This window comes from Colwellia sp. 6_MG-2023, from assembly GCF_030547765.1.
GTDB lineage: Bacteria > Pseudomonadota > Gammaproteobacteria > Enterobacterales > Alteromonadaceae > Colwellia.
Window position 1 is genome coordinate 44,641 of record NZ_JAUOPP010000001.1, and the last position, 20,306, is coordinate 64,946.

Genomic DNA, 20,306 nt, shown 5'->3' on the forward strand with positions numbered 1-20,306 from the left:
TTTATAATTAAAAACCCTGGAGAAAAAAAATGGAACAACTATTAACAATGCCTGAAGCAATTAAGTTCATCGCTGTTGCTTTACTTATCGGTTTTGGTGCTATTGGTACTGCTATCGGTTTTGGTAACATGGGCGGAAAATTCTTAGAAGCGTGTGCACGCCAACCAGAATTAGCTCCGTCATTACAAGTTAAAATGTTCATTTTAGCTGGTTTAATCGATGCTGTAGCAATGATCGGTGTTGGTATCGCGATGGTATTATTGTTTGTACTTTAATTCCATTCTTTGAACAGCTTACTATTAAGGAGGAGCGGTTGTGAATTTAAACGCCACTCTAATTGGTGAATTAATAGCATTTATCGTTTTTGTTTGGTTCTGCATGAAATATGTATGGCCACCACTAAACAATGCTATTGAAGCTCGCCAGAAAATAATCATAGATGGTTTAGCTGCTTCAGACCGTGCTGAAAAAGACTTGGAATTAGCCCAAGAAAAAGCAACGGCCCAACTAAAAGAAGCGAAGGCGCAAGCTGCTGAAATTATTGAAGTAGCCAAAAAGCGTGAAACGCAGATAGTTGAAGAAGCTGCTGTGAAAGCAGAAGCTGAGAAATTAAAAATCTTAGCTGCTGGTCACACAGAAATTGAAACTGAACGTAACCGTGTAAAAGAAGAATTGCGTAAACAAGTCGCTATTCTAGCTGTTGCCGGTGCCGAGAAAATTCTTGAACGTTCTATCGATGCCGCAGCACATAGCGACATCTTAGATAAATTCGTCGCTGAACTTTAAGAGGATAGAGCTATGTCTGAATTGACAACCATTGCTCGTCCTTACGCTAAAGCAGCGTTTGATTTTGCTGTTGAAGCTAAAGCAATTGATAGCTGGGCAACCCAGCTAGCTTTTGCTGCTGAAGTTGCTAAAGATAAAACTATTGAAGGTTATTTATCTGGCGGGGCTTCAGTTGAGCAAGCACAAACTTTATTTTTAAATGTTTGTGGTGAGCAAGTAAACAGTGAAGGTCAGAACTTTATAAAAGTTATGGCTGAAAACAAACGTTTGTTGGTGCTACCACTGGTTCTTGAACACTTTTTAGCGTTAAAAGCTGAATTTGAACAAGAAATCACAGTAGATGTAACCTCGGCAGTAGAAATTACCGCAGAGCAAAAAACAACACTTAGCGCCGCGCTTGAAAAGCGCTTGGCACGTAAAGTAAAGCTTAATTGTAATATTGATGTAAACATCGTTTCCGGCTTAATTATTAAAGCGGGTGACACAGTTATTGATGGCTCTATCCAAGGTAAACTGAGCCGTTTATCAACAACATTACAATCTTAGATAAGGGAACAGAGCATGCAACTGAATTCCACTGAAATCGCTGAACTGATCAAAAATCGTATTGAACAGTTCAACGTTGTCAGCGAAGCTCGTAACGAAGGTACAATCGTTTCTGTAACAGACGGTATCATTCGTATCCATGGCCTTGCCGATGTAATGCAAGGTGAAATGATCGAACTTCCTGGTAGCCGTTATGCTATCGCCTTAAACCTTGACCGTGATTCGGTAGGTGCGGTAGTTATGGGACCTTATGCTGATTTAGCAGAAGGACAGAAAGTTAAAGGTACTGGCCGTATTTTGGAAGTACCTGTAGGTCGTGGTCTTTTAGGCCGCGTAGTAAATACACTTGGTGAACCAATTGATGGCAAAGGCCCAATTGAAAATGATGGCTTCTCTCCTGTAGAAGTTGTTGCTCCTGGTGTTATTGAACGTAAATCAGTTGACCAACCAGTACAAACTGGTATTAAGTCAATTGATGCTATGATTCCAATTGGTCGTGGTCAACGTGAATTAATCATTGGTGACCGTCAAATCGGTAAATCAGCGATTGCACTTGACGCTATCATTAACCAAAAGAACACTGGTATCAAAAGTATTTATGTAGCTATTGGCCAAAAAGCGTCAACAGTTGCTAATGTTGTACGTAGCTTAGAAGAGCACGGCGCATTATCAAATACTATTGTTGTTGTTGCATCAGCTTCTGAAGCAGCAGCTTTACAATACCTTGCACCTTACTCTGGTTGTTCAATGGGTGAATACTTCCGTGACCGCGGTGAAGATGCGTTGATCGTATATGATGATTTGTCTAAGCAAGCTGTTGCTTACCGTCAAATTTCATTACTACTTCGTCGTCCGCCAGGTCGTGAAGCATACCCAGGTGATGTTTTCTATCTTCATAGTCGTTTATTAGAACGTGCTGCTCGTGTAAACGAAGCGTATGTTGAAAAATTCACTAACGGTGAAGTAAAAGGTAAAACAGGTTCTTTAACTGCATTACCAATTATTGAAACACAAGCGGGTGATGTATCTGCTTTCGTACCAACTAACGTAATTTCGATTACAGATGGTCAAATATTCTTAGAGTCTGATTTATTCAACTCTGGTATTCGTCCTGCGGTAAATGCTGGTTTATCAGTATCTCGTGTTGGTGGTGCAGCGCAAACGAAAATCATCAAAAAACTTGGTGGTGGTATCCGTTTAGCACTAGCTCAATACCGTGAATTAGCAGCATTTGCTCAATTTGCATCAGATTTAGATGACGCGACTCGTGCTCAATTAGAGCATGGACAACGTGTAACTGAATTAATGAAGCAAAAGCAATACAGCCCATTATCGGTTGCTGAAACTGCTGTTTCTTTATTTGCTGCAGAAAAAGGCTTTTTGAACGACGTTGCTATTAACAAAATCAATGATTTTGAAGACGCGTTACAAAGCTACATGAACAGTGAAGCATCTGAGCTTATGGCTACTATCAACGATTCAGGTAACTACGATAAAGACATTGAAGCTGGTTTGACTAAAGCACTTGAAACTTTCAAGTCTACCCAAACTTGGTAAGACGTTTTTAATTAAGTAATCTTTTCGGAGAGAGAGTCATGGCCGTTGGTAAAGAAATAAAAACCAAAATTGCGAGTGTGAAAAACACTCAAAAGATCACAAACGCTATGGAAATGGTTGCCGCTTCTAAAATGCGTAGAGCGCAAGAAAGCATGGCAGCTTCTCGTCCATATGCGACAAATATACGTAACGTGATCGGTCATATTGCGCTTGGTAACTTAGAATATCGCCATCCTTATATGGAAGAGCGTGAAGTTAAGCGTGTTGGCTATATTGTTGTATCAACAGACCGTGGTTTGTGTGGTGGTTTAAATATTAATTTATTTAAAGAAGTGCTAGCTGACGCTGCTAAATGGCAGGGTCAAGAAGCTGAAGTTGAATTTGCGGTTGTAGGCTCAAAAGCTACTTCGTTTTTCAATAACATGGGCTCTAAAGTAACCGCACAAATATCTGGCTTAGGCGATAACCCGTCACTTACCGACTTAGTCGGTAGTGTTCAGGTTATGCTAAATGCTTATAATAACGGCGAAATTGATAAGTTGTTTATAGTGTATAACAAGTTCGTTAATACTATGACACAAGCACCAACAGTTGATCAGTTATTGCCTTTACCTAAGTCTGACGATGTAGATATTGAACATCGTTGGGATTACATATACGAACCTGATGCTAACGTGTTGTTAGATCAACTATTAGTTCGTTATGTAGAATCGCAAGTGTACCAAGGCGTGGTTGAAAACCTAGCCTGTGAACAAGCTGCCCGTATGGTAGCCATGAAAGCTGCTACAGATAATGCTGGCGACTTGATTGATGATTTACAACTGGTATACAACAAAGCGCGTCAAGCATCGATTACTCAAGAATTGGGTGAAATCGTTGCAGGTGCAGCTGCGGTTGGTTAAAGAGTAATTAACATATAACGTTTTCGTAATTTAACGACAAGCTAGCTGCGCAAAGCGTTGGTTGGCTTAAATTAAGAGGAATTAACATGAGTACAGGTAAAGTCGTCCAAATAATTGGCGCAGTTGTGGATGTTGAATTTCCACAAGATGCCGTACCTCAGGTATATCACGCAGTAAAAGTAACCGAAGGTGACCTTGCAGGTTTAGTACTTGAAGTTCAACAGCAGCTTGGTGGCGGTGTTGTACGTACTATTGCAATGGGTAGCTCAGACGGTTTGCGTCGTGGCCTGAATGTAGAAAACACAGGTGATGGTATCCAAGTACCTGTTGGTGTTGAGACTTTAGGTCGCATCATGAACGTATTAGGTGAACCTATTGATGAAGCAGGTCCAATCGGCGAGAAAGATCGTTGGGCTATTCATCGTGAAGCGCCTGCATACGCAGATCAAGCCATGTCTAACGAATTGTTAGAAACAGGTATCAAAGTAATCGATTTAGTTTGTCCATTCGCTAAGGGTGGTAAAGTTGGTCTTTTCGGTGGTGCTGGTGTTGGTAAAACAGTAAACATGATGGAACTTATCCGTAACATCGCTATTGAACACAGTGGTTACTCAGTATTTGCTGGTGTTGGTGAGCGTACACGTGAAGGTAACGATTTCTATCACGAAATGAACGATTCTAACGTACTTGATAAAGTATCATTAGTTTACGGTCAGATGAACGAGCCTCCTGGAAACCGTTTACGTGTTGCCATGACTGGTTTAACTATGGCAGAAAAATTCCGTGACGAAGGTCGTGACGTATTATTCTTCGTAGATAACATCTATCGTTATACTCTTGCGGGTACTGAAGTATCAGCGTTACTTGGTCGTATGCCATCAGCGGTTGGTTACCAACCAACACTTGCTGAAGAAATGGGTGTATTACAAGAACGTATCACTTCAACGAATAAAGGCTCTATTACGTCAATTCAAGCGGTATACGTACCTGCGGATGATTTAACGGATCCAAGTCCTGCAACTACCTTTGCTCATTTAGATGCAACAGTTGTACTTTCTCGTTCTATTGCTGAGCTAGGTATTTACCCAGCGATTGACCCACTAGATTCAACTTCTCGTCAACTTGATCCATTAGTAGTTGGTGCAGAACATTATGAAGTTGCTCGTGGTGTTCAAACAGTATTACAACGTTATAAAGAACTAAAAGATATCATCGCTATCTTAGGTATGGATGAGTTATCAGAAGAAGATAAGCAAACTGTGCATCGTGCACGTAAGATTCAACGTTTCTTATCTCAACCGTTCTTTGTTGCTGAAGTATTTACCGGTTCTCCAGGTAAATATGTATCATTAAAAGACACCATTGCAGGATTCAAAGGAATTTTAGCTGGTGAATATGATGATATGCCTGAGCAAGCGTTCTACATGGTTGGTTCTATTGACGAAGCTGTAGAGAAAGCTAATAAGATGTAATCATCTGATAAGCACTTAGGGATAACTTAAGTGCTTATTAATATAGAGGTCGAGTCAAATGGCATTATTAACTGTTAATCTGGATGTAGTAAGCGCACAGGAAAGTTTATTTTCTGGCAGTATTAAATCATTACAGATCACAGGTAGTGAAGGTGAGTTGGGTATTTTACCTGGTCACGCACCTTTACTGACCTCACTAAAACCTGGAATGGCACTTATCACTAAAAAAGATGGTAGCGAAGAAGTTATTTATCTTTCAGGTGGTATGTTAGAAGTTCAACCTAATCACATTACAGTACTTGCTGATGTTGCAACACGTGCTGGTGATTTAGATGAACAAGCAGCCATAGAAGCTAAAAAGCGTGCAGAAGAAAATATGAATGCCACTGGTATTGATGTTGATTATGCTGCAGTAGCTGCTGAATTAGCACGCGCAGTAGCGCAATTACGTGTTATTCAGGTGACTAATAAAAGAAGTTAAGCTTAACTTCCTAATTAACGTCGTAAGCTAAGGTTTAGTGAATTAAATTATAAATGCTCTGTTGCTGTAAAGTAACAGGGCATTTTTTATGTTTGTTATTTTTGAAAAACCTAAATTTTTGACAAAAAAAAGCGTCTATTAAGAAAGACGCAATAAAAACATGAAACACTAAGGGAAATAAAACTTACAACTATTAAGAGTAGTAAAATCATGAAAAGTTCCCATAAGTTAATTAATATATTTAAATCATGCATACTCTACATCTTATTTAAAACCATGGTTGATTAACATTGCTAAATTCACAACAATTACTTCCTACAGAAAGTACTGTTTATTTGTTACGACACGGTGAAATTGATACACCGGGGATTCTGGCTGGAAAAACGGATGTAGCACTTTCAGCATTTGGTTATGAACAACTATCTCTCGCTACTGACTCACTAAAATTTGTTGATCGGTGTATTAGTTCTCCTTTGGTTCGTTGTTATCAATATGCAGACTTATTTTGCCAGCAGCAAAATCTATCATTAGAAGTTGAAAGTAAACTGCAAGAAATGAATTTTGGTGATTGGGATGGTAAAAGCTATCAGTCATTATGGCAAAGAAGCGATCGCGTAGAAACTTGTACAATAGGTGATTTTTGGCAAAACCCTTGGCAGAATCAACCGCCAAATGGTGAAAGCATGACTAGTTTTACTGGGCGTATTGATCATTGGTGGGATAGTTTTTGTAATAAAAATGAGTCAAAAAATACGCTTGTTTTGACACATGCTGGTGTGATCAAACATATACTCGCTCGCGTTTTAAATTTACCTATCCCAGGAAACTCGCATATGGACTCAATAGAGGTACCTTATGCTAGCTTGATAAAAATATCTTTATATCGAGATGAAAGAGGAAAGGTTTGGTCAAAGCTTGTGTTATAAAGAATAAAACAACCTTATTTCATCTTTTCACCAAATTTGTTATTTACAATAATAGTTTACCGTTAAAACTATAAATATACTTATTGAGACTATTATGACATTTACAATTGAACCTATTACTCACCAATTTGATAATAAAATTCAAGCAATAGTTGATGGTAAAACTAAGCCATTAGGTGCGCTGGGCCAGCTCGAAACAACAGCAAAAGCAATCGCACGAGTACAATTAGCACAGTTTGAACAGCTTGAACTATTAGTTATTAACAAGCCAGCTCTTATTATTTTCGCAGGTGACCATGGGGTGGCAGCGGAAGGGGTTTCTATAGCGCCAAGTGAAGTTACCGGTCAAATGGTTGCTAACTTTGCAACTGGTGGAGCAGCGATAAGTGTTTTTTGTCGTCAACTGGGTTGGGATTTGAGTGTCGTTGATGCAGGTATCTTGCATAAACCGTCCCCAGAATTAAATGTTATTGATCAACGTCTAGGCAATATTACACAGCCTTTGCATTTGCAAGCCGCTATGACAGTAGAAACTGTGAAAGAAGGCTTTAGTAAAGCTAAATCGCTGATCAGTAAAACCAAGAAAAATGGCTGCAATTTAATTGCTTTTGGCGAGATGGGCATTGGCAATACGACATCGTCATCTGCAATCATGGCAGCTGTTATGAATATTTCTGCAGTAGAAACGGTAGGAAAGGGCACTGGCGTATCTGACGACGTTGTTAAAAAGAAACAGCAAGTAGTTGAACAAGCGCTTAAATTACATGCGGATAAATTATCAGATCCTATACAATTATTAGCGTGTTTAGGTGGCTTCGAAATAGTGCAAATTACAGGAGCAATGTTAGCTGCAGCAGAAGATAATATGCATGTAGTCGTTGATGGGTTCACTTGTACTGCCGCAGCAATGGTTGCCATACAAATAAACCCTGCAGTAAAAGACTATATGATATTTGCTCATTGCTCAGGTGAGCAAGGACATCAGAAAATGCTCACTTGGCTTACTGTAGAGCCTTTATTAAGCCTTGAATTACGTTTAGGTGAAGGTACAGGAGCAGCGTTAGCTTTACCGCTTATTCAAGCTGCTGTGGCTTTTTATAATGACATGGCTAGTTTTGAACAAGCTTCAGTAACAAAGGTAGTTTAGCGTTTAACGCATAAACTTGAGCATAAAATGACTCAAAATTTACATCAGAAAATAAAACCTCAATTAACGCTATTGTTATTGGCCGTTAGTTTTTTCACGCGCATACCTGTTCGATTACCTGCTGAAATTAGTGCAGAGCAACTTAATCAATCTAGTCGCTATTTTGCCGTAGTTGGTCTTTTGGTTGGTATCCTTTGTTCGTTAATTTATGCTATTTCCGTTGAATATTTACCAAAAGAAATTGCCGTGCTTATTGCTATGGCTGCAAGTTTATTAGTAACTGGCGCTTTTCATGAAGATGGCTGGGCAGATGTTTGGGATGGCTTTGGTGGTGGTTGGAGCATTGAGCAAAAACTGAATATTATGAAAGATAGTCGCTTAGGAACTTATGGTGCCGCAGCGTTATTTATTATTTTATTTCTAAAATATCAAAGTTTAATTTCGCTTGCATCGCCTGTTATTGCGCTTATTTTAGCAAATACCTTAAGTCGCGTAGTTGCCACCAGTTTAATTTATGATATGTCTTATGTCTCCCTTGATGCTACATCAAAAGTTAAACCGCTAGCTCAGTATTTATCGAACACAAGTTTAATGGCGTTGCTTGCCACTGGATTGATAGTGAGTTTATGGTTTCTTCCTTTGGGCGAATGTATTTTATTGTTCGTTATTTTATTTATTTTTAGAGCTTTATTAGCATTTTGGTTTAATAAGCAACTTAGTGGTTATACCGGTGATTGTTTAGGCGCAGCCCAGCAAAGTAGCGAAATTGTTATTTATTTAACATTATTGGTGTTTGGCTATGGTGATGTCATGTTAAGTACAGGTTCAGGAGTTATTAGCTAATGTCTATTCATTTGATTTTAGGCGGTGCTCGCTCTGGTAAAAGTTCATTTGCCGAAAAGCAAGCTAAGCTCCTTGAAAGTAACACTCAGTCACAGGTTTATTATCTAGCAACAGCTCAGCCGTTAGATGGTGAAATGTTAGCGCGTATCAAGCAACACCAACAACAAAGACCTGCTCATTGGTTGTTAATTGAATCCTCTATTGAACTAGCCAAAGCGATTGAGCAGTTAGTAAAAAAACATAACAGCGAACACAAACATGGGATAACAATATTAGTTGATTGCCTTACCTTATGGTTAACAAATTGCTTATGTTCAGCTGAAAAAGATTGTTTTCAACAAGAAAAACAAGCGTTACTTAAAACTTTATCTCATTATGCACAATCAAGTGAGGTGCATTTACTGCTTGTTAGTAATGAAGTTGGTCATGGCATTGTACCTATGGGAGAGCTTTCACGAAATTTTGTTGATCAAGCGGGTTGGTTACATCAAGAAATCGCTGTAATAGCTGAGCGAGTCGATTTTATTATGGCGGGGATTCCTCTATCGCTTAAGCCGAAGGAGTACAAATGAAAACCTTAATGATACAAGGCACTACTTCTGATGCCGGTAAAAGTACGGTAGTGGCAGGGCTTTGTCGTGTTTTTGTGAATAGAGGTTTTAGTGTTGCGCCTTTTAAACCTCAAAATATGGCGCTAAATAGTGCGGTAACAGAAGATGGCGGCGAAATTGGACGAGCACAAGCATTACAAGCTATTGCTGCTAATATTGCACCGCGTGTTGATTTTAATCCTATTTTATTAAAGCCAAATAGTGATACTGGTGCGCAAGTTATTGTACACGGTAAGGCACTTTCAAATATGGAAGCGACCAGCTATCACGACTATAAAAAAGTGGCGATGAATGCAGTGGTTGAATCTCATTATCGGCTTGCACAAGAGTTTGATGTGTTAATGGTGGAAGGTGCAGGTAGTCCGGCTGAAATTAATTTGCGCGAACATGACATTGCCAATATGGGCTACGCTGAAAAAGTAGATTGTCCTGTTATTTTAGTCGCTGATATTGATCGTGGTGGAGTTTTTGCTCATTTAGTAGGGACGTTAGCATTATTGTCAGCGTCAGAGCAAGCACGGGTAAAAGGTTTTATTATTAATCGTTTTCGCGGTGATATTAAGTTACTAGAATCAGGTTTAACTTGGCTTGAAGAACGTACTGGTAAGCCTGTTTTAGGTGTTTTGCCTTATTTACATGATTTAGCGCTTGATGCTGAAGATGCGATTGCTCTTGATAATAAAGTGAGTCAAAGTAAAATTTCTATTGCGGTACCTCTATTGCCGCATATTAGTAATCATACTGATTTTGACCCATTAAGGTTAAACCCTGAAATAGATTTACGTTATGTCAAAATGGGTGAACGGATAGACAATTGCGATTTAGTTATTTTACCGGGCAGTAAAAATGTGATTTCAGACTTAGCATTTTTAAAAGCTCAAGGCTGGCAAGAGGATATTAATCGTCATTTAAGATATGGCGGTAAAGTGCTCGGTATTTGTGGTGGGTTTCAAATGCTAGGTAATAAAATATTGGATCCACTTGCGATTGAATCAACAGCTGAAGAAAATGGCGAAAGAGCTATTTCAGGCTTAGGATTAGCTGATTTTACCACGACGTTAACCGCAGAAAAAACCTTAACACAGGTTTCTGGCACACTCACCCTAGCTGGCGCTTCTTGTGAGGTTTTGGGCTATGAAATTCATTGTGGTCATTCACAAGGTGAAGCACTTAAAAAACCCTTAATAAGTGATTTGTCTGTAGGTGCGCTAAGTACAGATGGTTTTATCTCAACAGATAATCAAATTGTAGCAACCTATTTACATGGCATTTTTGATCACGGAGCAGTAACTAGCGCGATATTGCAGTGGGTTAAACAAGATCATGGTGTACAGTCTGTTATTGATATTAATCAACATAGAGAAACTCAATTAGAACGTTTAGCTGGGATATGCGAGCAATACTTGCATATGGATGATATCGAACAAATTTTAAAAGCGGGTGTTACCACTGGTAACCCCCCATAACAGCTTTCACTATCAACATGAAATTTATAAGAATTAATACGCTTCGTTAAGTGTATTCAGAGACGCCACACTTTGGTGTTATTTGATGATATTCGAGTTGGTTCTGTAACAACTAAGCGTATTCGTTATTTATATTAAGCAAAGCATTAGCCAACCGTGTAAGCTCTTCAATCTTGGCTATACCAAACCTTAATGCCCGTTTATCATCAGTTAACCGCACATAAACACCTTGTTTGCATAAGGTTATATAGTAGCTTTCAGCGCGGCTTTTACCGTTATGATTTTCTTTAAAATAAACCGTTTGAAATAGATCAGTGCCAGAGATAGTCGTTATCTGTTCCATTGGTAAATTGTCAGTGAGTAATGTCCGTAAATGTGTACTTAACGTTTTTAGTGTTTGTTGCTGCTGTGTTTGCCAGTGTTTATCTTCTAATGCTTTTTGCGCTATAAGCTGTGCAGGGCCATTAACTTGCCAAGGGCCAAGTTGTTCGTTAAATTTTGCTAACCAAGGCTCGGCACCAATTAAAAAACCAATACGAATACCGGCTAAACCAAAAAACTTGCCAAATGAGCGTAATATCAACGTGTTTTCATCATATTTACTGCCGGCGCTTGTCATTGATTGAGTGGGGCTTATTACATCAATAAAGGCTTCATCAATAATGAATAAACCATTGCGTTGAGCTAATTTTCTTTGATAGTTGAGTAGCGTAGATTTTGGGTAGAGTTGCCCCGTTGGGTTGTTCGGGTTAATTACCACTAAAACTGAATTTTCTTCAATTGTATTAATTTCAGGTAAAGTGTCTTGATACCAACATAATGTAAAGCCTGCGGTTTGCCAGGCTAAGGCATGTTCTTTATAGCCTTGCTCGGGTAAGTATACGATAGTGGAATGTTTGTTTTCTTCACGCCATAACACAGGTAAAAGTTTTATTATCGCTTGGCTGCCATTGGTTACTAGCAAGCTGTTAGCATTGTAATAACGTTTAGCTGCGTATTCTAAGTTGATATTTGATTGTGGTAATGCCTGATATAGTTGTGCTGGGATTGTTGGAATAGGGTAGCTAAATGGTGCTATACCTGTAGATAAATCTAACCAGCTTTCAGGAGCAATATTAAATTGCTTAGCCACTAATTGTAGCTGTCCACCATGAATAAGAGCCAAAATTGGTTCACCTAAAATTTAATAAATTTGAATATTAAAAGCCATGTTAACTAACCTATTATCTTCTATAAAGTTAACAGCACTAATCATACTGTTAACTTTATAGAAGATAACAAACTAGTTGATAGAAAAAAGTTAATAAAGCTAATGTAATAGCTGCCCGTTTTACTAGCGTTATACTGCGAGGTATATCCTCGATGCTGACCGAGTTGCCTAAACCTAATGTGGGTGAGGTTATTACTTTTCCATGATAAAAAGCATTACCGCCCAGTGTTATCTTCATCACAGTAGCGCCGGCTGCCATTACCCAGCCACCATTATGACTTTTATATTGATTACCTTGCTGATAGGCATTGGTAACAGATTGTTTAACATCACCTTGTATTGAATACAGTAGGGTACAAATTTTTGCTGAAAAGAATCCGAGTAAGTCATCAAGCTTAGCACTGGCATAGCCAAAATGATTAAAACGAGACGTTTTATAACCCCACATGGCATCGAGTGTATTAGCTAAACGATGCAAAATAACTAATGGCGCACCGCCTATAATATAATAAACCATTGAAGCGATAACTGAATCATGTCCATTTTCGAGCATAGATTCTACCGTTGCTCTCGACATTGCTTGTGGTGAAAGAGCGTTAGTTTCTCTACTAACAATGTAACCGGTAAAGTGGCGAGCTTTTACAATATCTTCTGATTTCAAAGGGATGTAAATCTGCATCGCATGTTGTTGTAAACTATTAAGACCAATCGCCAAATAAAGTACACTGGCATCGAGCAATATTTGCCAATACCATGCTAAATCATTAATAAATAGAAAGTAAACAATGGGAAGCGGCAATACCAATAAACACCAAGAAAGCGTACCTAATAGTTTTATTTTTAACGGTGCAGTTTTAGCCGTAGTCAGTGAGTTTTGTTGGATGTTGTTATGATTAAGTACAGACTCTATTTTATCTGCAAGCCAGCCAAAACCAACAAGATAATGGTACTTTTTAGCTTCGCCTAAGATATTATCAAGCAGTAAAGCTAATAAAATAGTTAATGACGTAGCAAAATAAGGCGCTAATAACATTGCTTGGTTATTTATATTTTCTATCCACGACATTGTTATTTTATTTCGCTGTTACTGTTTCAGAGTGAAAATTTTTATCGTTATGATTATAGGTTAAATGAAAGATAGAGCCATTGTCGAATAATTCATAAGCATTTTGTGTTGATTGCTGACCTAGCTTCGCTAAAAAACAGCGCAACGCTTCACCATGAAAAATAACCAATAAATTTTTATTTACATTATGGATCGCGAGTCTTTGTAATGCATTATAAATGCGTGTCCCACAGTCTATGGCGCTTTCACCACCTATAGGTTTCAGTGCGGTAAATTGGTGGAAAATTTCGTCAAAATGTACTTCGTTTTTAATGTTGCTTATATAAGCACCTTGCCATTGACCTAAGTTTCGTTCGGTTATGTCATTTAGGTTAATAATAGGGATATTTAATAGCTTTTGACAGCTAATAGCTGTATTAACTGCACGACCAAGGGAGGACGAAATAATAAAGTCTATTTCTTTATTAACAATATTTTGTGCAAGTTTTTTAGACTGTTCCTTACCTAAATGCGTTAGTTCACTGTCTAATTGTCCTTGATAACGCTGGATTTCATTCCATTTCGTTTGTCCGTGACGCGCTAAATATAAGTTTGTTTTCATCTGTTTTTAATACTAATAACATCAATGATGACATTTATCATCATTTGAAAGGGCGCGTAGAGTAACTAAATCACCGTTTAGGTTCAACGCTAATATGTTTGGAACTAGTTTTGTTAGTTATTGAATAGCATGTATTTATGACGTATTATCTGGTTCGATTTAGGTGTCTTCACACGTTATTTTGATGTGTTTAACAAAATAATAACGCTCTGAAGGTGAAACGTGAAACTGGTGAAATACCAGTACTGCCCCCGCAACGGTAACTGTGAGCAGCAACAAAAACCACTGTATTGAATCGCTAAGTAGAATATTAAATTAGTGATGTATGGGAAGGTGTTGCAAATGCAATGATCAGAAGTCCGGAGACCGGCCTAATCAATGTTATTTATCACTTATAATATTATATCTGTGTTTACTTATATAAATAGCATACTCGACAACTGCGGTGGGCGGTGATTCAGAGATAAGTATATGTGCTGAAATTTGTAATATTTAACATGATTTTTCTAAATTGCAGCCTAAGGAATCTATTACTGTTTGTTTGAGCTAATCACTTATTTTTACGGATTTTTTTGCTACTAACACAGAATAACTATTCTTTTATCATTTACTGCCTTTGATTTCCAACACTGTTAACTATCTATTTAACGAGATCGTTATGAAGTTAATGAATCAAAAATTCCATTTGAATATATTTATGGCAGTATTTTCAGTATTAACCTTGTTAATGCTTGCTACGCGCACCCATCATTTCTCTAATTTTAATCATTTACCCAGTGCATCAATTGCCTTTTTTACTTCAAATGGTGATTATTACACGTTATCTGGTAAGTTTGCTGAATTATCATGGGCAGAATATGAAACACGGGTTGATAAGTATTATTTTAAGTCCGTCTCTAATCCTGTTTTTTATATTATTTCAGCCATCGTCATTGATTTTACAATAAACCATTTATTTACCAATAAGGAGTTAAATACGAGCGTTATTGCTAACCATAAGCATTAGTGTATTTACCAAGTAACCTGAGTTTATCATTAATTATTCTTGAGAAAACTCGTTACTTTTAAGCGAATCAATAAACTGTTGTAGAAGGAACTCAATCAGTAATGATTAATAATCGTTATATGAAAAATAATCGTTATATGAAAAATATGCGACAAATAAACTGTAAGTGAGAAAAACTGTGACAGATATTAATGAAAATCAGCAAAATGATAATAGGCTTCAACAACAAGATGAAGCTGCACAAATTAAAGAGCAAAAACATATTGAACGTCAGAAAAAAATTAAAGCAAAAGTTGATAATCGTATTGCTCAAGCGACCGAAGAACGCGGGGTTTTTGTTGTAATCACAGGTAATGGTAAAGGTAAAAGTACTTCTGGTTTTGGTACTGTATTACGTGCGATTGGTCATGGTCAAAAAGCAGGTGTAGTACAGTTTATTAAAGGCGATAAGTGGGAATGTGGGGAAATGAACATTCTGAAACAATTTCCTGTGCAGCATTATGTTATGGGGACTGGGTTTACGTGGGAAACCCAAAGTACAGAAACGGATACTATCGCAGCAAAAGTAGCTTGGCAAAGAAGTAAAGAAATGTTGAGTGATGAAACCCTTAATATTGTGCTACTCGATGAAATGACCTACATGGTTAAGTATGGCTACATTGAATTAGATGAAATTATTGAAGTACTTAATAACAGGCCTAAAATGCAGCATGTGATTATTACCGGTAGAGCTTGTCATCGTAAACTTATTGAATTAGCTGATACTGTTTCAGAGGTTCAACCTATTAAACATGCCTTTAAAGCAGGGGTAAAGGCTCAGAAAGGACTTGATTGGTAAGGTTTGCTTAATAAAAACGTGTTAATTTATTTAACACGTTTGAGTTATTGCCCATTACTGCTCGTGGGTAAAAACTTATTTACTAGTCACTTTATCAAGTAACGAAAGTAAACTTGTTATATAAGAAACACGTTCATCTACACTTGCTTCATTTGGGCGTATCGCTATTTTCCCGCCAAGAAAATCAAGTTTTTCGTACGGACACTGTTCTAAAGAGCGTTTAATTTCATTAATTGTTAAGGCTGACCCCTTAGCGTAACTTGGTACATCAATCGCCTGCTCATGAGGCATATGAGTATCTCGCCATTGACCATAAGGTCCTTCAACACCTGAAGCGCCAGAAAAAATAATACCTTTTAATAAACCACAATCATAAGCTTGTTTAATATGTTGAATCGGACCTTCAACACTACGTGTTTCAATCGCAGATCGTCCCCAATTTATGCTAATACCAATATCGGTATTATGTTTACTATTAACATTTTGAATAGCTGTAATTTCATCTTCTAGTAACATAAAGCCTTTTTGAGAAGCTTGACCTTCAACGTAAGCATCACAGTGTTCAATTACAAGTTTTGCACCTTGCCAATTCCAAGATTGCATGGTTTCAAGAGATGTTTGTAATGCTTGAATAGAGGATTGTGCATCAGCAGTGATTGTGGGAGCGGTATGAATTTTAATGAAAGGTACTGCTTCCCTGTTCAAATGTGCGTTTAGTTTTACTATGGCTTGTTGTGCTTGTTGATAAAACGCGATGGCAGCTAATCGACCTTCCTCATTATTTGAGGCAATACCGAAATGAGGATTCTTTCCAAGGTTGCCCATTACACCAGGGATAGAAGTAAATACAAATTGCCACTGAGGATCAATATTTGCTAAAAACCAATCATCGTCATGGGTATGTAACTGGCCAGTAAATGGGTGTTCTAGACCTTGAATGCTTTTAATGTTTTTTAATTGTTGGTAGTAATCTGTTTCTTCATTTTTGTCCCAAGCATTGCCCGAAGGAGCGGTAGCATAAGCGCCAATAATATATTTCATATTGATTAATGTAGTCTGTGCATTTTAGAAAAGTTATTCGTTATAGCACTAGGTTTTTTGAATTGCAATCGCAAAAAGCCATTCCGCTTCACATGTAAAAACCAGGCTGTGAAATGGAATGGGTAAGTTACTTATCGATTAAAAAATCCGTTCTTTTATGAAACGTGAATTTGTCCTTCTCCCACTAATACAGCATAACCACCGACACGTATGGTTAAGTCTTTACTCTGCTTATTATCCATCTCAATGAAAAAGTGACTTTGACGACCATTATTGTCACCTCTTTGAATACCAAAAACATGTGTGCCTTTTTGTATATGAGGATGATCACAAATGTGACTAGCAAAAGCGGGAATTACACTGCCAATTGGAGGATCGTCATGGTGAGCAAAAGCAGGGCCTAGCAAACGAGCATGAAAATCAGCTGAGTTATCATCGGTATTATTAGCGAAAAGCAGGATTTCCTGTGCTAACGAACTCGGTGCTGAAGAATTACTCCAAGCGGCCTCATTGAATTTAGCTTCACGTATTGCAGTGTAAGACATAATAGGCACAATTAAATAAGGGATGCCGCAAGAAACAATTAATGGACGATAGTTATCAAAGCCTATATCTGCAGGGTTAAGTGATAACATTTCTGCTAATTCTTCAGTTGTTGGTGTGTAATAATCTATCGCAGCATGTGTGTTATAAGATTGTTGAATAATACCTATATCGCCGTTATCATTTTTCGATACATGACTGTTGATAATTTTTTCATGTCCTTTCATGGTTGAGGAAAAAGAAATAAGGTTATGGTTATCGATTAGTGGTATAGCTGTGCTTGCTAAAACATAACTTGCCGCTTGTATTGCATGAACACTACAAGGTAATTCTTTTTCTTTTGAAAACACGCGAATTTCTCGGCGATTATTTTTATCTGCCGTTTGTAAAAAAATAGTACAACTTGCATTTAGCTCTGTTGAAATTTGTTGCATTTGTCTATCAGACAAACCGCTGGCGTCAGCAAAAACAGGTAAAGGCACGCCATGAAAAGGTTGCTCAGTAAATACATCAACCATGAAGTATTTATAATTATTTAATGTGTTCATCGTTTTTCCTTAAGCGATAAGCAGAACAGCATGGCATACAGACGTATTGTCTACTCCAGTCAATTTACTTCTTAAATTCATATCTTGTTCATCACTCTATATTCAATATTGATAGTGGTGTCGCAAAAAATATACCAAGCTATTAAATAAAGGTTAACTTATTGTTTTATATTACTAATGTTTTCGTATGTTATTATTTTGTTTTCTATAATGCTTACATAGGGGGCGATAAAAAGAAAAGTCGCACATAAGCTGTGCAGGGAGATCACTCTCTGTATTTTAAAAAAAGCACATTAAATAAAATTAATAGCAAAGCGAGTGCAAAGATAGGTACAATAATAAGCATACACAATATATTTACTTGAATGGATTTATCATGTCTCTCTCTGTCGTTATTCTTGCTGCGGGTAAAGGTACTCGTATGCGCTCTTCTTTACCTAAAGTTCTCCATGTTGTCGCTGATAAGCCAATGGTGTCTCATGTTATTGATAGTGCACGCTACTTAGGCGCAAAAAATATTTATGTTGTTTATGGTTTTGGTGGCGAAACACTGAAAGCGACATTAACAGATAATGACTCAGGGAAAGATTTAACCTTCATTGAACAGAAAGAACAGTTAGGCACAGGCCATGCAGTTGATCAGGCTTCGCCATTTTTAACAGACGATGAAGATGTATTAGTCTTATATGGTGATGTACCCCTCACGAAAGTATCAACTTTAGAAAGCCTACTAGCCGCTAAACCTAGTGATGGCATGGCACTGTTAACGGTACACTTAAGTAACCCTACAGGTTATGGTCGTATTGTACGTGTTGATGAGCAAGTGGTTGGTATAGTAGAACAAAAAGATGCAACGTCAGAACAGCTAATGATTAATGAAGCTAATACTGGTATTTTGTTAGCCAATGGTGGAGATTTGAAGCGTTGGTTGAGTGGTCTTTCTAATGAAAATGCTCAAGGTGAATATTATCTAACTGACATTATCGCTGCCGCACATCATGAAGGTAAGTCGATTGCTACCGCTCACCCAGAAACAGAAGTTGAAGTTGAAGGAGCGAACAATCGAGTACAACTAGCTTCTTTAGAGCGTGCCTATCAAGCACGTTTGGCGGAAGAGTTAATGATTGAAGGAGCAAGCTTACGTGATCCTGCTCGTATTGATATTCGCGGCTCTTTAACTGTTGGTAGTGAAGTAAATATTGATATTAACTGTATTTTTGAAGGTGAAGTAAAACTCGCTAATGGTGTGAAAATTGGTGCCAACTGTATTCTTAAAAATTGCACCATTAATGAGAATGCTGAAATTAAACCCAATACCATTATTGAAGATGCTGTTATTGGTGAGAGTTGTTCAGTAGGTCCATTTGCGCGAATTCGTCCAGGCACAATAATGCATAAAGACTCACATGTGGGTAACTTTGTTGAAATGAAGAAAACCACGTTGGGTGAAGGCAGTAAAGCCGGACATTTAACTTATCTTGGCGACACACTTATTGGTAAAAAAGTTAATATAGGTGCAGGTACCATTACTTGTAATTATGACGGTGTAAATAAAGCGCAAACTATTATCAATGATCATGCCTTTATTGGCTCGAATAGTTCTTTAGTTGCCCCTGTTACTATAGGTGAAACTGCAACAGTAGGCGCAGGCTCTGTTATTGCGAAAGAAGTTGATAAAAATGATTTAGCTGTTGCACGTTCTAGACAACGTAATATACAAAACTGGCAGCGACCAGTAAAAAAATAGTTTCTCGTTAGTACTTAATGTAACTAATGACACTTTATAATACTTGAGCAAGGTTATTTATGCCGCGAAAAATTTTCATATGGTTTGTTTTTTTACTTTTTATTCAACCTTTATATTCTGTTGCAAAGGATGATATACCGGTTGAATTGCAGGTTGTTGCTAGTATTAATCCTTTACTTCAATATCAGGATGAAGGCGAAAATAAAGGCCCAACGATTGGAATTCTTAACGCAATTTTAGCCGAAGCACAGCTTGAGGCTAATGTTGCGTTTATGCCATGGGCACGAGCATTCTCAATCGCTGAAAGTAATCCTAATACAATTATCTTAAGTATGATTAGAACACCAGAGCGGGAAGATAACTTTTATTGGATAATTAAAGTGAGTCGTCCTGCGCGTGTATTTATTTCTCTAGAAAGTAATATTGAAAACCATGTTGAGACTATAGAGCAAGCAAAGGAAAAGCTTATTGCGGTAATTTTAAATTCTGCTGAGCACAAAGAGCTTATTGCTGCTGGCTTTTCTGAAAAAAAGAATTTATATATTGTTTCTTCACGTGAACAAATGGTTAAGCTATTAGCCAATGGTCGAGTTGATTTACTTTACACCGATCCAAATAATGCAAGAGTTCAGCTAGAGGCTATAAATAAGCCCAATTTAGCTATTCATTATAAAAAAATCACGATGAAAAATCAGCGTACTAGCTATATTGCTTTGAATAAAGGTACAGACAAGGCAATAGCTAAACGCTTACAACAGGCGGCAGATAAGTTCGTAAAAACACCCGAATATGCCTATTTATTGGCTAATTAATTTATTTATGGTTGAATAATAGAGTCTGTTGGTAACAAATATTCGCCAATGTAAGTGCTCTTATGTTTAATTGTAAGCCTTGTCATTTAAACTTCTGAAGTTCATCTACTCTAGTACAACATTATATATTTGGGCTGTAGAGAATTTTTGTTCAGTA

The 20,306-nt window shown here is 37.6% G+C and carries 21 protein-coding genes and 1 riboswitch; of the genes, 16 read left to right on the forward strand and 5 right to left on the reverse strand.

All coding sequences use genetic code 11. The features are described from left to right. The first annotated feature begins 47 nt into the window (after positions 1-47). The 12 genes from atpE (at position 48) to Q4503_RS00275 (ending at position 10,737) form a co-directional block, all read left to right on the forward strand. The gene (gene atpE, locus Q4503_RS00220) at positions 48-275 is read left to right on the forward strand and encodes a F0F1 ATP synthase subunit C (RefSeq protein ID WP_086745850.1); all 228 of its coding nucleotides are present in this window, start codon (positions 48-50) and stop codon (positions 273-275) included. 40 nt (positions 276-315) lie between these two features. Beyond that, positions 316-786 (forward strand): F0F1 ATP synthase subunit B, encoded by a 471-nt coding sequence (gene atpF / locus Q4503_RS00225; protein ID WP_215971655.1) that lies wholly within the window; start codon positions 316-318, stop codon positions 784-786. A 12-nt stretch (positions 787-798) separates the two neighbouring features. Next, the gene (gene atpH / locus Q4503_RS00230; RefSeq protein ID WP_215971656.1) at positions 799-1,332 is read left to right on the forward strand and encodes a F0F1 ATP synthase subunit delta; all 534 of its coding nucleotides are present in this window, start codon (positions 799-801) and stop codon (positions 1,330-1,332) included. Positions 1,333-1,347: 15 nt separating this feature from the next. Further along, on the forward strand, positions 1,348-2,889 hold the full coding sequence (atpA, locus tag Q4503_RS00235) for a F0F1 ATP synthase subunit alpha (RefSeq protein WP_215971657.1): 1,542 nt from the start codon (positions 1,348-1,350) through the stop codon (positions 2,887-2,889). A gap of 38 nt (positions 2,890-2,927) precedes the next feature. Beyond that, positions 2,928-3,791, forward strand: coding sequence for a F0F1 ATP synthase subunit gamma (gene atpG / locus Q4503_RS00240; protein ID WP_215971658.1), 864 nt, complete (start codon positions 2,928-2,930; stop codon positions 3,789-3,791). Positions 3,792-3,877: 86 nt separating this feature from the next. After that, positions 3,878-5,263: a F0F1 ATP synthase subunit beta gene (atpD, locus tag Q4503_RS00245; RefSeq protein ID WP_215971659.1), complete on the forward strand. Its 1,386-nt coding sequence runs from the start codon at positions 3,878-3,880 to the stop codon at positions 5,261-5,263. A gap of 58 nt (positions 5,264-5,321) precedes the next feature. Further along, positions 5,322-5,744 carry a F0F1 ATP synthase subunit epsilon gene (locus Q4503_RS00250; RefSeq protein WP_215971660.1) on the forward strand — a complete coding sequence of 141 codons (423 nt, stop codon included), beginning with the start codon at positions 5,322-5,324 and terminating at the stop codon, positions 5,742-5,744. 290 nt (positions 5,745-6,034) lie between these two features. Beyond that, a complete protein-coding gene (locus Q4503_RS00255) occupies positions 6,035-6,670 on the forward strand; it encodes a histidine phosphatase family protein (protein ID WP_215971661.1) in 636 nt (211 codons plus the stop codon). A 94-nt stretch (positions 6,671-6,764) separates the two neighbouring features. Then, entirely contained in the window at positions 6,765-7,817 is a 1,053-nt protein-coding gene (gene cobT / locus Q4503_RS00260; RefSeq protein ID WP_303601072.1) for a nicotinate-nucleotide--dimethylbenzimidazole phosphoribosyltransferase, read from the forward strand. Between the two features lie 27 nt (positions 7,818-7,844). Next, positions 7,845-8,660 (forward strand): adenosylcobinamide-GDP ribazoletransferase, encoded by an 816-nt coding sequence (locus Q4503_RS00265; protein ID WP_303601073.1) that lies wholly within the window; start codon positions 7,845-7,847, stop codon positions 8,658-8,660. Beyond that, positions 8,660-9,232: a bifunctional adenosylcobinamide kinase/adenosylcobinamide-phosphate guanylyltransferase gene (gene cobU / locus Q4503_RS00270; RefSeq protein ID WP_215971664.1), complete on the forward strand. Its 573-nt coding sequence runs from the start codon at positions 8,660-8,662 to the stop codon at positions 9,230-9,232. The genes Q4503_RS00265 and cobU overlap by 1 nt, the downstream gene beginning before the upstream one ends. After that, positions 9,229-10,737 (forward strand): cobyric acid synthase, encoded by a 1,509-nt coding sequence (locus Q4503_RS00275; RefSeq protein ID WP_303601074.1) that lies wholly within the window; start codon positions 9,229-9,231, stop codon positions 10,735-10,737. The genes cobU and Q4503_RS00275 overlap by 4 nt, the downstream gene beginning before the upstream one ends. Positions 10,738-10,849: 112 nt before the next feature. Here Q4503_RS00275 and cobD read toward each other — a convergent pair whose 3' ends face one another. From cobD to Q4503_RS00290, 3 genes are all read right to left on the reverse strand, one after another. Continuing rightward, the gene (gene cobD / locus Q4503_RS00280) at positions 10,850-11,902 is read right to left on the reverse strand and encodes a threonine-phosphate decarboxylase CobD (protein WP_303601075.1); all 1,053 of its coding nucleotides are present in this window, start codon (positions 11,900-11,902) and stop codon (positions 10,850-10,852) included. Between the two features lie 100 nt (positions 11,903-12,002). Next, positions 12,003-13,013: a CobD/CbiB family cobalamin biosynthesis protein gene (locus Q4503_RS00285; protein WP_303601076.1), complete on the reverse strand. Its 1,011-nt coding sequence runs from the start codon at positions 13,011-13,013 to the stop codon at positions 12,003-12,005. A 7-nt stretch (positions 13,014-13,020) separates the two neighbouring features. Then, positions 13,021-13,614, reverse strand: coding sequence for a histidine phosphatase family protein (locus Q4503_RS00290; protein WP_303601077.1), 594 nt, complete (start codon positions 13,612-13,614; stop codon positions 13,021-13,023). A 144-nt stretch (positions 13,615-13,758) separates the two neighbouring features. Next, positions 13,759-14,004, forward strand: a riboswitch (cobalamin riboswitch). A 268-nt stretch (positions 14,005-14,272) separates the two neighbouring features. On the opposite strand from Q4503_RS00290, the gene Q4503_RS00295 reads away from it, so the two are divergent. Both Q4503_RS00295 and cobO read left to right on the forward strand, forming a co-directional pair. After that, positions 14,273-14,620: a hypothetical protein gene (locus Q4503_RS00295; protein WP_215971669.1), complete on the forward strand. Its 348-nt coding sequence runs from the start codon at positions 14,273-14,275 to the stop codon at positions 14,618-14,620. 187 nt (positions 14,621-14,807) lie between these two features. Continuing rightward, positions 14,808-15,458 carry a cob(I)yrinic acid a,c-diamide adenosyltransferase gene (cobO, locus tag Q4503_RS00300; protein WP_215971893.1) on the forward strand — a complete coding sequence of 217 codons (651 nt, stop codon included), beginning with the start codon at positions 14,808-14,810 and terminating at the stop codon, positions 15,456-15,458. A gap of 75 nt (positions 15,459-15,533) precedes the next feature. Here cobO and Q4503_RS00305 read toward each other — a convergent pair whose 3' ends face one another. Beyond that, the gene (locus Q4503_RS00305) at positions 15,534-16,499 is read right to left on the reverse strand and encodes a DUF4862 family protein (protein ID WP_215971670.1); all 966 of its coding nucleotides are present in this window, start codon (positions 16,497-16,499) and stop codon (positions 15,534-15,536) included. 155 nt (positions 16,500-16,654) lie between these two features. Beyond that, positions 16,655-17,590, reverse strand: coding sequence for a PhzF family phenazine biosynthesis protein (locus Q4503_RS00310; protein ID WP_215971671.1), 936 nt, complete (start codon positions 17,588-17,590; stop codon positions 16,655-16,657). Between the two features lie 376 nt (positions 17,591-17,966). Between Q4503_RS00310 and glmU the strand changes: the two genes are divergently transcribed. Both glmU and Q4503_RS00320 read left to right on the forward strand, forming a co-directional pair. Continuing rightward, on the forward strand, positions 17,967-19,337 hold the full coding sequence (gene glmU / locus Q4503_RS00315; protein ID WP_215971672.1) for a bifunctional UDP-N-acetylglucosamine diphosphorylase/glucosamine-1-phosphate N-acetyltransferase GlmU: 1,371 nt from the start codon (positions 17,967-17,969) through the stop codon (positions 19,335-19,337). 59 nt (positions 19,338-19,396) lie between these two features. Then, entirely contained in the window at positions 19,397-20,149 is a 753-nt protein-coding gene (locus Q4503_RS00320) for an ABC transporter substrate-binding protein (RefSeq protein ID WP_303601078.1), read from the forward strand. The last annotated feature ends 157 nt before the right edge of the window (positions 20,150-20,306 follow it).